This is a genomic window from Pseudoxanthomonas sp. J35, assembly GCF_000513995.1.
GTDB lineage: Bacteria > Pseudomonadota > Gammaproteobacteria > Xanthomonadales > Xanthomonadaceae > Pseudoxanthomonas.
Genome location: NZ_AZVB01000003.1, coordinates 178,629 through 191,157 on the forward strand (window position 1 = coordinate 178,629; position 12,529 = coordinate 191,157).

10 protein-coding genes are annotated in these 12,529 nt (G+C 70.3%); 4 read left to right on the top strand and 6 right to left on the bottom strand.

Annotated elements, in window-relative coordinates; translation table 11 throughout:
* Nucleotides 1–2: 2 nt before the first annotated feature.
* Nucleotides 3–1,349 (top strand): hypothetical protein, encoded by a 1,347-nt coding sequence (locus PSEJ35_RS15310; protein ID WP_051412472.1) that lies wholly within the window; start codon nucleotides 3–5, stop codon nucleotides 1,347–1,349.
* Between the two features lie 47 nt (nucleotides 1,350–1,396).
* Here PSEJ35_RS15310 and PSEJ35_RS0103880 read toward each other — a convergent pair whose 3' ends face one another.
* Together PSEJ35_RS0103880 and gltS are read right to left on the bottom strand one after the other, a co-directional pair.
* A complete protein-coding gene (locus tag PSEJ35_RS0103880; protein ID WP_051412473.1) occupies nucleotides 1,397–2,635 on the bottom strand; it encodes an FAD-dependent oxidoreductase in 1,239 nt (412 codons plus the stop codon).
* 45 nt (nucleotides 2,636–2,680) lie between these two features.
* The gene (gene gltS / locus PSEJ35_RS0103885) at nucleotides 2,681–3,892 is read right to left on the bottom strand and encodes a sodium/glutamate symporter (protein WP_028916653.1); all 1,212 of its coding nucleotides are present in this window, start codon (nucleotides 3,890–3,892) and stop codon (nucleotides 2,681–2,683) included.
* Between the two features lie 306 nt (nucleotides 3,893–4,198).
* On the opposite strand from gltS, the gene PSEJ35_RS0103890 reads away from it, so the two are divergent.
* The 3 genes from PSEJ35_RS0103890 to PSEJ35_RS16570 all read left to right on the top strand — a co-directional run bounded on the left by PSEJ35_RS0103890 (nucleotide 4,199) and on the right by PSEJ35_RS16570 (nucleotide 7,516).
* Nucleotides 4,199–6,493, top strand: a complete 2,295-nt coding sequence (locus PSEJ35_RS0103890; RefSeq protein WP_028916654.1) for an NADP-dependent malic enzyme — start codon at nucleotides 4,199–4,201, stop codon at nucleotides 6,491–6,493.
* Nucleotides 6,494–6,636: 143 nt separating this feature from the next.
* A complete protein-coding gene (locus tag PSEJ35_RS17395; protein ID WP_198014140.1) occupies nucleotides 6,637–6,834 on the top strand; it encodes a hypothetical protein in 198 nt (65 codons plus the stop codon).
* Nucleotides 6,835–6,913: 79 nt separating this feature from the next.
* Entirely contained in the window at nucleotides 6,914–7,516 is a 603-nt protein-coding gene (locus tag PSEJ35_RS16570) for a CPBP family glutamic-type intramembrane protease (RefSeq protein ID WP_051412474.1), read from the top strand.
* A gap of 87 nt (nucleotides 7,517–7,603) precedes the next feature.
* Here the strand turns inward: PSEJ35_RS16570 and PSEJ35_RS0103905 are convergent, their stop codons facing one another.
* The 4 genes from PSEJ35_RS0103905 to PSEJ35_RS0103920 all read right to left on the bottom strand — a co-directional run bounded on the left by PSEJ35_RS0103905 (nucleotide 7,604) and on the right by PSEJ35_RS0103920 (nucleotide 12,442).
* Nucleotides 7,604–7,993: an STAS domain-containing protein gene (locus tag PSEJ35_RS0103905; RefSeq protein ID WP_028916656.1), complete on the bottom strand. Its 390-nt coding sequence runs from the start codon at nucleotides 7,991–7,993 to the stop codon at nucleotides 7,604–7,606.
* A complete protein-coding gene (locus PSEJ35_RS17400; protein ID WP_051412475.1) occupies nucleotides 7,990–8,379 on the bottom strand; it encodes an ATP-binding protein in 390 nt (129 codons plus the stop codon). Before PSEJ35_RS17400 ends, PSEJ35_RS0103905 begins: the two co-directional genes overlap by 4 nt.
* Nucleotides 8,380–8,389: 10 nt before the next feature.
* Nucleotides 8,390–10,408, bottom strand: a complete 2,019-nt coding sequence (locus PSEJ35_RS15325; protein WP_051412476.1) for a SpoIIE family protein phosphatase — start codon at nucleotides 10,406–10,408, stop codon at nucleotides 8,390–8,392.
* Nucleotides 10,409–10,516: 108 nt separating this feature from the next.
* Nucleotides 10,517–12,442 carry a SpoIIE family protein phosphatase gene (locus tag PSEJ35_RS0103920; RefSeq protein ID WP_028916657.1) on the bottom strand — a complete coding sequence of 642 codons (1,926 nt, stop codon included), beginning with the start codon at nucleotides 12,440–12,442 and terminating at the stop codon, nucleotides 10,517–10,519.
* Nucleotides 12,443–12,529 lie beyond the last annotated feature (87 nt).

Here is a 12,529-nt window from a genome sequence, read left to right on the forward strand (position 1 = left end):
GCATGAAACCGCGTGGTCGCCCGCGCCTCGGCGCCAGGCTGCTGGTCGCCGGCGTGGCATCGCTCCTCGCCACGCCGGTCGCCTGGGCCGGCGCCGGCAAGGTTCCGGCCTTCGCCGCCACCCCGTGTCCCGGGTCGGTGGCGGAGGTGGCCGACTGCCTGTCGGCGCGTGATGCCAACGGGGCCTGGCTGCTGGTGGCGATGCCGAAGCAGTGGAACCGGCGGCTGGTCGTCCACGCGCATGGCGGGCCACGCCTGCACTCGCCGCGTGACGGCGACGGGGGCGAGGACCTGGACCGCTTCTCCTCGATGGTGCGGGCCGGCTACGCGTGGATCGGCACCACGTACCGCCGCGGGGGCTACGGCGTGCGCATGGCCGCCGCCGACACCGAACAGGCGCGCATGGCCTTCGTGGCGCGCTGGGGGCGGCCGGAGCGCGTGATCCTGCACGGGCAGTCGTGGGGCGGGAACGTCGCGGCCAAGGCCGCCGAGCTGTACGCGCTGGATGCAGACGGGCAGCCCGCGTACGACGGCGTCCTGCTCAGCAACGGCATCCTGACCGGTGGCACCCGCGCCTACGGGTTCCGCGCCGACCTGCGCGCGGTCTACCAGTACTACTGCCGCAACCATCCTGCGCCGGACGAGATGCAGTACCCGCTGTGGCAGGGCCTGCCGGCGGATGCGCGACTCACCCGCGAGGAGCTGCGCCGGCGGGTCGACGCCTGTACCGGGGTGGATACCGCGCCCGGCAAGCGCACCCCGCGGCAGGCGGCGCGCCTGCACGACATCCTGGCCGTCACCGGCGTGCAGGAACAGCAGCTGGTCGCGCACCTGGCCTGGGGCACTTTCCATTTCCGCGACCTGGTGCAGCGGCGCCTGGACGGGCGCAACCCGTTCGACAACACCGGCACGGTGTACCGGGGCTCGCGCGACGACGTTGCGCTCAACGCGGGGGTCGAGCGCTTTGCCGCCGACCCGGGCGCGGTGGCGAAACTGGCATACGACGCCGATCTTTCCGGCCTGATCGTGTTGCCTACGGTCAGCATCCATGCCGGACAAGACCCGGTGGTGTCGGCCAACGCCCAGTTCGCCTACGCACGCACCGTGCAGGCGGCCGGCCGCGGCCACCTGCTGCTGCTGGGACGCACCGACGAGGACCAGCACAGTCGCCTGCACGATGAAAGCTACCTGGCGGCGTTGCGCGTGCTCGAGGACTGGCTGGACAGCGGGCAGCGCCCGTCGCCCGGGGCGTTCCAGGCCGCGTGCCTGCAGCTGGCAGCCGACCCGGCGCGATGCCGGTACGAGCCGGTGGCCCAGGACCCGGTTGCCGGGCACGGCAACGACCGGTGAGCCGCGGGAGACGGGTGGCGCGGTGGGCCTCGGCCCGCCGCCCGGGCTCAGCCGCGGTTGCCGTGCAGCAGCGCGGCCACGCGTTCGCCGCTGCCCATCGCCAGGGTCCAGCCGAGCATGCCGTGGCCGATGTTGAGCAGCAGGCCCGGCGCGGCTTCGCGGATGATCGGCGCCGAGTGCGGCGTCACCGGGCGCAGGCCCGCCCACTGGCTCTCGATGGCGTCGTAAGCGGCCGCCTCGGGCAGCGAATCCTTCGCCAGTGCGACCAGGTCGGCCACGCGCCCGGCGACGGGCGTGGGATCCCATTCGTTGACCTCGGCCAGGCCGGCGACGCGGATGCGGTCGCCGAGGCGGGCGAACACCAGCTTGCGCGAGGTATCGGTGATGCTGGCCGACGGCGGATTCGCGCCCAGCGGCGCGGTGAACGAATAGCCCTTCACTGCCATCACCGGCACGCGGATGCCGACCTGGCGCAGCAGCGCAACGCTGTCGATGCCGGCGCAGACCACCACGCGTTCCGCATGCAGGCTGCTGCCGTCGGCGGCGTGCACGCGCCAGCCGGCGCCGTCGCGCTGCAGGCGCTGCAGGTCGAAGCCGAACGTGGCCTGCACCCCGTAGTCGCGGCGCAGCACCTCGAGCAGGCCCACGCCGAAGCGCCACGGGTCGCCGACTTCCTCCTCCGGCGAGTGCACCACCGCGACCATGCCGCGGGCGCCGGCCAAGGCCGGTTCCACGCGGACCGCCGCGTCCGGATCCAGCAGTTCCTGGCGCACGCCCTGGGCGCGCTTGATCGCGATCATGTCGCGCGCGGCCGGCAGCGAGGCGGTGCTGAAGTAGACGTGCAGCTTGCCGGCCACGCGCCGGTTGAACTCGATCGGGGTGCGTTCCAGCAGCGCCTGCATCGCCGCGCGCGATTCCATCGCCAGTTGCAGGATGTCCAGGGTGTTGCGCTGCAGGCGGCCGGTATTGGCGTTGCCCAGGAAGGCCAGGCCCCAGCGCAGGTAGTGCAGGTCCAGGCTGTTGCGCGCGCGGAAGCAGCGGTCGCGACCGCCGAGCAGGCCCGGCAGCTGCTTCCAGGTGCCCGGTCCGGCCATCGCGTCGGTGTAGGCGTAGCTGAGCTGGGCGCCGTTGGCGAAGGAGGTGCCCATCGCCGGGCCTTCGTGGCGGTCGAGCACGTGCACCGCTTCGCCGCGGCGGGCGAGGGCGTAGACGGTGGCCAGGCCGACCACGCCGGCGCCGATGACGAGGGTGCGGGGCCGGCCTGCCGGTGGGTTGGACTGGTTCATCCGTGTTGCGTTGCTGCGAAAGGGTCGAAGGAAGGCCAGGCCGTGCTACTGCGGCCAGAAGTTGACGAAGCCGGTGATGATCAGCGCGTTGCTGAAGTCGATGAAGAACGCGCCGACCAGCGGTGCCACCAGGAACGCGCGCGGGGCGATGCCGTAGCGCTGCACCAGCGTGCGCATCACCGCCATGGCGTTGGCGGTGGTGCCGAGCATGAAGCCGATGAAGCCGCCGCCCATCACCGCCGCGTCGTAGTCGCGACCCATTACCCAGAACACCGGCACCAGGAACAGCACCACCAGCCCCACCTGCAGGCCCAGGTTGACCAGCAGCGGCAGGCCCATGCCGGCCAGCTCCCAGAGCCGGAGATTCATCAGCGCCACGGCCAGGAACAGCGCCAGGCAGACGTTGCCGATCAGCTCGATGGTATGCACCGGCAGACGCAGCCAGCCGGTGGCGTCGTCGATGTTGCGCAGCGCCGCGCCGACCAGCATCGCGCCGATGTAGGCCGGCAGGGTCAGGCCCAGCGCCTGGAAGCCGCGGCCGAGCCAGCTGCCGGCCCAGATCGCCAGCAGCAGCAGGACGATGCACTTGAGCGCGTTGAACTCGCGCGCGGCATCGCTTTCCTCGTGCACGACCGTGCCGCTGACCTCGTCGGCCACCGGCGTGGGCACTTGCAGGCCGACGTTGGGATTGGAAACGTTGAAGCGGCGCAGCAGCACGGTCACCGCGGGGCCGCCGACCACGCCGCCGCAGACGATGCCGGCCATCGCCGCGGTGATGGCGATCGATTCGGCGCCCTTCAGTCCGGCGGCCTCGAACATCGGGGCGAAGGCCAGGCCGGTGGCGGGTCCGCCGGTGAGCGTGGCCGAGCCGGCCAGCACGCCGAACATCGGATGCAGGTCGAAGGCGCGGGCCACGGCGATGCCCAGCAGGTTCTGCACCACCGCGAAGCCGCTGGCCAGCAGCAGGAACACCGCCACCTGGCGGCCGCTGACGCGCAGCAGCGCCAGGCTGGCGTTGACCCCGATCGCGGTGAAGAAGGCGATCATCAGCGGCGACTGCAACGAGGTGTCGAGCTGGTACAGCGGCGTGCCGCGGGCGTGGCCCCACCAGGCCGCCAGGGCGAACAGCAGGCCGCCGAGCACCGGCTCGGGCAGGTTGTAGCGGCGCAGGACCGGGATCGCACGGGTGAGCGCATAGCCGGCGAACAGGGCCAGGCCGCCGAGGGCCACGGTCTGGACCGCATCCAGTTCGATCATCCAGGGACTTCCACGGGCAAAGAAGCCCGAGTATCGCCTACCCGGCGGTCCTCCGGCCCGCGGCCGCCGCCTGGGCCGCCCGGTTGCGGCCGCTGCATGATCCGCGAAGTGAGCGGTAACACCGCGCCGGCCGCTGTTTCGTGCCGCCAGCACCGCCGCCGCTGCGGTTGCCGGCACAAGCGCCGGATGACGCAGGCACGGCCCCCGCAGCCATTCGCGCTCCGCCCGTCGGGAGGGCCGGAGCACCGCGCCGACGGTTAGAATCGGTCCCATTCCCGCGCGGCAGCGCCACCCGAATCGAGCACGATGTCCGAACAAGAAGACTTCAAGCAGGCCGCCCTCGACTACCACCGCCATCCGCGCCCGGGCAAGATCAAGGTCTCGCCGACCAAGCCGATGCTGACCCAGCGCGACCTGGCGCTGGCCTACTCGCCGGGCGTGGCCTACGCCTGCGAGGCGATCGTGGAGGACCCGCAGCAGGCCAGCGAGCTGACCGCGCGCGGCAACCTGGTGGCGGTGGTGTCCAACGGCACCGCGGTGCTGGGCCTGGGCAACATCGGCCCGCTGGCCGGCAAGCCGGTGATGGAAGGCAAGGGCGTGCTGTTCAAGAAGTTCGCCGGCATCGACGTGTTCGACATCGAGATCGACGAGAACGACCCGGACAAGCTGGTCGACATCATCGCCTCGCTGGAGCCGACCTTCGGCGGCATCAACCTGGAGGACATCAAGGCGCCGGAGTGCTTCATCGTCGAGCGCAAGCTGCGCGAGCGGATGAACATCCCGGTGTTCCACGACGACCAGCACGGCACCGCGATCATCGTCGGCGCGGCGGTGGTCAACGCCCTGCACGTGGTCGGCAAGAAGATCGAAGAGGTGAAGCTGGCCACCACCGGCATGGGCGCCGCCGGCGTCTCCTGCGTGGACATGCTGGTCTCGCTGGGGCTGAAGCCGGAGAACATCACCGCCTTCGACCGCGGCGGGGTGATCCACAGCGGCCGCACCGACCTGGACCCGGACAAGCGCCGCTACGCCCGCGACACCGACGCCCGCACCCTGGAAGAGATCGTGGCCGGGGCGGACATCTTCCTGGGCCTGTCGGCCGGCGGCATCCTCAAGCCGGAGATGGTGGCCACCATGGCCCCCAACCCGATCATCCTGGCCCTGGCCAACCCGTACCCGGAGATCCTGCCGGAGGACGCGCGCCGGGTGCGCCCGGACGCGATCGTCGCCACCGGCCGTTCGGACTACCCGAACCAGGTCAACAACGCGCTGTGCTTCCCCTACCTGTTCCGCGGCGCGCTGGACGTGGGCGCCACCGGCATCAACGAGGCGATGAAGGTGGCCTGCGTGCACGCCATCGCCGCGCTGGCCCGCAAGGAGGCCTCGGACCTGGGCAGCGCCTACGGCGACGACGTGCCCAGCTTCGGCCCCGAGTACCTGATCCCGCGCCCGTTCGACCCGCGCCTGCTGGTGGAGCTGTCCAGCGCCGTGGCCCAGGCGGCGATGGACTCGGGGATCGCTACGCGGCCGATCGAGGACATGGCCGCCTACCGTGAGAAGCTGGGCCAGTTCGTGTACCGCACCAGCCTGCTGATGAAGCCGGTGTACGACCGCGCCCGCGCCGACCGGAAGCGGGTGGCCTACGCCGAGGGCGAGGAAGAGGTGGTGCTGCGGGCGGTGCAGACCGTGGTCGACGAGGGCCTGGCCTTCCCGATCCTGATCGGCCGGCCGGAGGTGATCGAGACCCGGATCCAGCGGCTGGGCCTGCGGATGAAGGCCGGAGTGGACTTCGAGATCACCAACCAGGACGACGACCCGCGCTTCAACGACTACTGGCAGCACTACCACGCCCTGACCGAACGTCGCGGCGTGACGGTGGCGGCGGCCAAGAACCTGATGCGCTCCCGTCCCACGCTGATCGGCGCGGTGATGGTGGCCCGTGGCGAGGCCGACGCGCTGCTGACCGGCATCGTCGGCCGCTTCCACAAGAAGCTGGGCTACGTGCGCAGCGTGATCCCGCTGGAGCCGCGGGTGCAGTCGACCTCGGCGATGACTGGCGTCATCAACAACCAGGGCGTGTTCTTCTTCGTGGACACCCACGTGCAGGAGGACCCGACGGCCGAGCAGATCGCCGAGGCGACCCTGCAGGCGGCATACCGGATGCGGCTGTTCGGGATCGAGCCGAACGTGGCGTTGCTGTCGCACTCGAACTTCGGCAGCCACGAGTCCAAGGACGCGCAGAAGATGCGCCAGGTGCGCGAGCTGCTGCGCAAGCGCAGCCCGCGCCTGAACGTGGACGGCGAGATGCAGGGCGACACGGCGTGGGACGAGATCCTGCGCGCCAAGATCATGCCCAACAGCACGCTCAAGGGCCGCGCCAACCTGTTCGTGATGCCGAACCTGGAGGCGGCCAACATCGCCTACAACCTGGTGCGGGTGTTCACCGACGGCGTGGCGATCGGCCCGATCCTGATGGGCGTGAGCAAGTCGGTGCACATCCTGACCACCTCGGCCACCCCGCGCCGCATCCTCAACATGACCGCCATCGCCGCCGTGGACGCGCAGATCCGCCAGGCGCTGGAAGAGGGTCGCAAGCCGTAAGCAGGATCAGATTTATCTGACAGGCGTTTCGGAGTTCCGGCCTGCCATGGGCGCGGGCGGATATGCGATACGTAGACGGCCGGCAGGAGCCGGCCGTGCGGGCCAGGGTGGCCCGCTACGCAAACAGCCAAGGAGTGGATGTCATGCGTACGATGTTCGCAGAAGAAGTCGCGATGGTTTCAGGTGGCGAGCTCACCTGCACTGTTGAGATCTCCAAGAAGGACCCGAAGGTGGAGTGCACCGGCACGCTGTCTGAATGGGCTGAAGCTGGCAAGGCAGTCTGGGATTTCCTGGCTGCCAGCCCGATTACGGTGCCGGGCATCATTGAGCGCCTCTCCTGACCGCTCCGGGGAAGAGCGGTCACGCTCTTCCCCGCCTCAGGCGCTGGCGATGGATGGGAGCCGGCGACGGGCGGCCTTTATGCTGTTGGCCGCGCTCGGTGCCACAGTGACGACTTGGGGCCTCATAAGGTTCGGCGAAATCGCGGGCATGCGCGGCGCGAAGCCCCTTGCAGAACTTGCCGTCGGGCTCGTTCTCCTGAAGGTCTTTCAGGAACGCAACACTGCGCCTTGGACAGCCAGGCAACTCATCCTGTTACCTGTCATAGGCCTCGCGTTGGGCCTCCTGTGGGTCGCACTTTTCGCTTGGGGCCGTACGGCCTTCCCGAGTCTGGACCAGGTGGACACCATCACCATCGTGATGAGTGTTGTCAGTCCCGTTATCACTGCCCCCATCTTTGAGGAAAAGATCGTCCGGCACCTTCTGCTCGAGAGTGCTTCGATGTGGGTGACTCGCTGGGTCGCCGTACTCGGCGTCTCCATCGTGTTCGCAGTGGTGCACAGGGAGGCGACCATCTGGTCGTTCCTGGTGTCGCTATTCCTCTGCTGGCTAGCTGTCGGGCCAAGGCTTGGCACGTTGCAACGCGCAGTCGTGCACGGCGTGCTCAACGCTGTAATCCTGGCCTGGTTCTTCACGACAGGATTCGGTTTCTTCCGGCCGGGGGATCTAGCGTTACAGCCCTGAACGACAGCCTCTAAACGCGAACGCCGCCCTGGTGGCGGCGTCCCCGTCACCCTTCGCAGGGGCGGTTCAAGAATCCGCCCGCAGCGATCAATCGTCGCTGTCGCCCTCGATCAGCTTGCGCTGCATGGCGTACAGGTAGGCGTCGGCTTCTTCGACCGAGGTGAAGATCTCGTTGAGCGGCACGGCCTTGACCATGTCGAAGACCTTCTGGATCTGCGGCTGCGGGTTGACCACCAGGACCTTGCCGGCGCGGGCGGCCAGCGCCTTGCGTGCCTTGAACACCGAGCGGATGCCGGCGCTGCTGATGTAGTCCAGGCCCGCCAGGTCCAGCACCAGCGAGAACACCGAGTTGTCCGCCAGGATCGGCGCCAGGACCTCGTCCAGCTGGCCGTACGTGTGCGTATCCAGGCGGCCGCCGAGGATCACTCGCTGGACGCCCTTGCTCGCCGGGGTGGTCTCCAGCCTCAGCAGGCTCATGCAGGTCTCTCCGTCTCAGTCGCGGCGTCGTTGTCGAGCCGCAGAGTAACGCGAAGCACGTTGCAGTCGTCGATGCGCTGGTACTGGACCTCTTCGGCCAGCTCGCGCACCAGGTAGACGCCCAGACCACCGATCTCGCGGGACTCGATGTCGGCGTCCAGCTGCGGCGGCGGGCAGGTGGTCGGGTCGAACGGCGCGCCATGGTCGCGGAACTCCAGCTGCAGGCGACCGTGGTCGACCGCCGCATGCAGTTCCAGCGGGGCGTCAGGCGTCACCGCGTGCCGCACCGCATTGCAGGCCACTTCCTCCACCACCAGCCGCGCGTCATGCACGACGGCCTCGCTGGCGCCATGGCGCGCCAGCAGGTCGTCGATGGCGTCTGTCATGGGCAACACGTCATGTGATGAGCGCGCCAGGCTGATGTGCACCGGTTTCTCCCCGTCCCGCGGGCGAAGAATGCCGGTCGGAGGCGCCCTTGTCGAGGCCGCGGCCGCGGCCCCAGCTGATCGCCAGGATCGTGGTGTCGTCCGAAGGCGGCGCGTCGCCGATGAACCGGCGCACGTCGTCGAGGATCGTCTGGCAGGCCTCGGCCGCGCCGGCATTGCGGTCCAGCGCTCCGAGCAGGCGGCCCAGGCGCTCGTCGCCATAGGCTTCGTTGCCGAGGTTGAACGCCTCGGTGACGCCGTCGGTGATCGCCACCAGGCAGTCGCCGGCGGCGAGGCGGCCGGCCCACAGCGGGAAGTCGTCGCTGACCTCGAAGCCCAGCGGCGGGCCGGCCAGCACTGGCACCGTGGTGACCTGGTGGCGGCCGACCAGCAGCGGCGATTCGTGGCCGGCGCTGGCCATCCACAGCTCGCCGGTGTGGACGTTGATGCGGCCGCACAGCACGGTGGCGAACATGCAGGTGTCGTTGCCGCGCGCCAGTCGCCGCGAGGCATCGGCCAGCGCGTGCGCCGGCGTGGCCGCGGTCTGGATGGCGATCTCCAGCATGGTCACGGTGCGGGCCATGAACATCGCCGCCGGGATGCCCTTGTCGGAGACGTCGCCGATCGCGAACCACAGCTCGTCGCCGTGCTCGATGAAGTTGTAGAAGTCGCCGCCCACGGCCTTGGCCGGCTCCAGCAGGGCATCCGCTTCCAGGTGGTGCAGGCCGATGTCGAAGCGGCGGCCGTCCGCCAGCAGCGCCTCCTGGATGTCGCGGGCGATGGACAGCTCGCTCTCCAGCTTCTGGCGCGCCGCACCCATGTTCTCGATCTGGCTCAGCTGCGAACGGATCGAATGCCGCGCCTGCTCCATGGTGCGCGCCAGCACGCCGACCTCGTCGAGGCGATGCTGCTGCGGCATCGGGTCGCCGTGGATCTCCGCGATCGAGCGGCCGTCCACGTTGTTCATCGCCTTCACCGCCGAACGGGTCAGGTCTTCCATCGGCCGGCTGATCTGCTCGCCGATCTTGCGCACCAGGAAGGCGCCCAGCAGCGCCATCACCATGCTGCCGGCCAGCAGCAGCGCCAGCGCGCTGTTGAAGCGGCCGACGATCGGGTCGTAGGTCTGCCCGACCATCAGCACCCAGCCGCTGTCGCCGATCGGCTCCAGCACGCTGAAACGCAGCTGCCCGGTCTGGGTGTCGCGGTGCGACTGGTAGGTCGCGCGGCGTTCGCGCGCGGCCTCGACCAGTTCGGCCAGGTCGGTGCGGCCCTCGCGGCGGATGTATTCCTCCAGCGTGCTGCGCAGGGCGATGCCCGGCAGCGAGCTGAAGGCGACCAGGCCCTCCGGCGCGAGCAGGGTGGCACGCACGCCGGGCAGGTGGGCCAGGCTTTCGATGGGCGCGATCAGGTCGCCCAGCTCCATGTCGAAGCTGATCATGCCCACCGCGCCGTCGGGCAGCGGCAGGTTGTAGGTGGTCATCCAGACCTGCCCGGCGGTCTGGTTGAGGTAGGGATCGGACCACCAGCCTCGCCCGGCCGCGCGCGTGCGGCCGAACCAGGCGCGGGCGCGGTAGTCGAAGCCGTCGGTGATGAAATCGCGGTGGCGGCCGTTGCGGCCGATGTAGCGGGCGTAGTGTGCCTCGCCGCGCTGGCGCGGCTCGACGATCAGCAACGTGCCGGCGGCGCCGGGCACCGCCTGCAGCGCGGCGATCTGCGCCTGCTCCAGCTCGTCCGGGGTCAGCGAAGTGTGCGCGACCAGCCGCGCCAGGTTGTCGCTGGCGATGGTGAGCGTGCGCAGGTTGTTTTCGAGGCGCCCCGCCGCGTCCGCCGCGGTGGCCCGGGTGTCACGCCTGGCGTTGTCGAGGATTTCCCGACGCAGGTACCAGGCGCTGGCCAGGGTCACGCCGACCAGGAACACCAGGATGAGCAGGCCGCACCACAGCGCGATGCGGGTACGCAGGCTGTGGTACCAGCGGACGCGCCCTTCCAATGGGCTTGTTACGGCGCCCTCCATGGACTCCGTCATCGTTTCGACACCTCCCCCCCGGGTGGAAGGCTGCATGATATGACGGCGTACGCATCGAAAAAGGGTAATACGTCACGGAATCTCGCGGCGCCGGCTGATCGCCAGGATGGTGATGTCGTCGGATTGCGGGGCGGACCCCGCGAATCGGCGGATGTCCTCCAGCAGGCGCCGGCAGGCCTCGCTGGCGCTGCCGCCGCCGGCCAGGGCGCGCCGCAGCCGCTCCGTGCCGTAAGCCCGCTCGTCCGCGTCGAAGGCTTCGGTGACCCCGTCGGTGTAGCCGACCAGGGCCGCGCCGGCGGCCAGCACGCCTTCGTGGCGCGGGAAATCGTCGCTGGGCTCGATGCCCAGCGGTCCGCCGCCGGCCAGGGACAGCAGCTCGGCACGGCCGTCCGGATGCAGCAGCAGCGGCGGGTCGTGGCCGGCGCTGGCCAGGGCGAAGCGCCCGCTTTCCACCTCCAGCCGCCCGCACAGCACGGTGGCGAACATGCAGGTCTCGTTGTTCTCAGCCAGGCGTACCGAGGCGGCGGCGAGGATCCGTTCCGGCGAGTCATGGCGCCGCGCCTGCTGTTCCAGCACGGTCAGCGTGCGCGCCATGAACAGCGCCGCCGGAATCCCCTTGTCGGACACGTCGCCGATCGCGAACCACAGCACGCCCGGCGCCAGCTCGGAGAACTGGTAGAAGTCGCCGCCCACCTCGCTGGCCGGCTCCAGGATCGCGTGCGCCTCCACGTGCATGTGCCCGGCGTCGAAGGCGCGCCCGGCCGGCAGCATCGACTGCTGGATGTCACGGGCGATCGACAGCTCGCTTTCCAGCTTCTGGCGGGCACTGGCCATCTGCCCGATCTCGCGCATGCGCGCCTTGATCGAATCGCGCGCCGCGTCGAAGGCGCGCGCCATCACGCCCACCTCGTCCCCGCGCTGCACGTAGGGGATCGGATGGTCGAACTCGCCCTCGGTGAAATGGTGCGCGCTGTCGGTGAGCTCCTCGATCGGCGCGGCGATGGCGCTGCTGTAGCGCCGCGCCAGGGTCAGCGCGACCAGCAGCGCCACCAGGCTGGCCAGGGCCACGCCGATCGCGATCCGGTCCAGCCGGTGCAGGAACCAGCGGTCGGACGCGGTCAGGGCGAAGGTCCAGCCGCTGTCGCCGACCGGCAGTACCACCGTGCCCAGCGCGTCGCCGCGCACGTCGTGGTGCTCGAAGCTGGCCGGCGAACGCGTGGCCACCGCCGCGGCCAGCGGCGCCAGCTCGGCGTTCGGCGCGCGCTCCGCCAGGCCGGCCACGTCCAGCCGCATCCGCACCTCCGGATCCGGATGCACCACCGCCAGGCCCCCGGGCGAGAACAGCATCGGCTGCAGCCCCGCGCCGCTGATGCCACTGGCCAGTTCGGCGAGGCGGCTGACCGGCACGTCGAGGCTGACCATCCCCACCTGCCGCCCGCCGCGCCGGGCGGCCGACACACGCAAGGGCAGGTTGAAGGTCGCGAAGTACTCGCCGCCGGTGGCCGCGTTGGCGTACGGCTCCGACCACCACGGATCCGGCGCGGACGCCGTGCGCAGGTACCAGGGCATGATCCGGTAGTCGTAGCCCAGGTCGGCGACCGACTGCTCCACCAGGTGCGCGCCGTCGCGGCGGATGTACCAGGTGAAGCCGTCCACGTCGCCGGGCAGCTGCCTGGGTTCCAGGATCACCATCGCCCCGGCGATGTCCGGATCGCCGGCGAGGCTGGCCAGCAGCAGCGAGCGCAGGTTCGAAGGCTGCACGCCCACGCTGGTGGCGCCGGCGGCGAGGGTGCGGCCGCTGACCTGCACCGAATCCAGCGTCGCCTGCAGGCTGCGCACGGTCTGCTGCGCCAGGCTCTCGGCCTCGGCGCGGGCGTTCTGCACGATCAGGGCGCGGGCGCCGGCGTAGAAGGCCAGCGCCATGACCAGCAGCAGCCCGGCGTTGAGCAGGCTGGACCACAGCACCATCCGCGTGCGCAGGCTGTCGCGCCAGTACACCCGCCGGGCTGGCCGTCCGGATCCTCTTTGGATACCGCTCGAAGCTGCTGCCATGGGCGCCCGCCGAGCAGGGAGACGCCCCGATCA

What these genes read in the sequence shown, in the direction of transcription:
- PSEJ35_RS15310 (WP_051412472.1), top strand. Translation starts at nt 3, where the DNA reads ATGAAACCGCGTGGTCGCCCGCGCCTCGGCGCCAGGCTGCTGGTCGCC.
- PSEJ35_RS0103880 (WP_051412473.1), bottom strand. Translation starts at nt 2,635, where the DNA reads ATGAACCAGTCCAACCCACCGGCAGGCCGGCCCCGCACCCTCGTCATC.
- PSEJ35_RS0103905 (WP_028916656.1), bottom strand. Translation starts at nt 7,993, where the DNA reads ATGAGCCTGCTGAGGCTGGAGACCACCCCGGCGAGCAAGGGCGTCCAG.
- PSEJ35_RS16570 (WP_051412474.1), top strand. Translation starts at nt 6,914, where the DNA reads ATGCTGTTGGCCGCGCTCGGTGCCACAGTGACGACTTGGGGCCTCATA.
- PSEJ35_RS17400 (WP_051412475.1), bottom strand. Translation starts at nt 8,379, where the DNA reads ATGACAGACGCCATCGACGACCTGCTGGCGCGCCATGGCGCCAGCGAG.
- PSEJ35_RS0103890 (WP_028916654.1), top strand. Translation starts at nt 4,199, where the DNA reads ATGTCCGAACAAGAAGACTTCAAGCAGGCCGCCCTCGACTACCACCGC.
- gltS (WP_028916653.1), bottom strand. Translation starts at nt 3,892, where the DNA reads ATGATCGAACTGGATGCGGTCCAGACCGTGGCCCTCGGCGGCCTGGCC.
- PSEJ35_RS17395 (WP_198014140.1), top strand. Translation starts at nt 6,637, where the DNA reads ATGCGTACGATGTTCGCAGAAGAAGTCGCGATGGTTTCAGGTGGCGAG.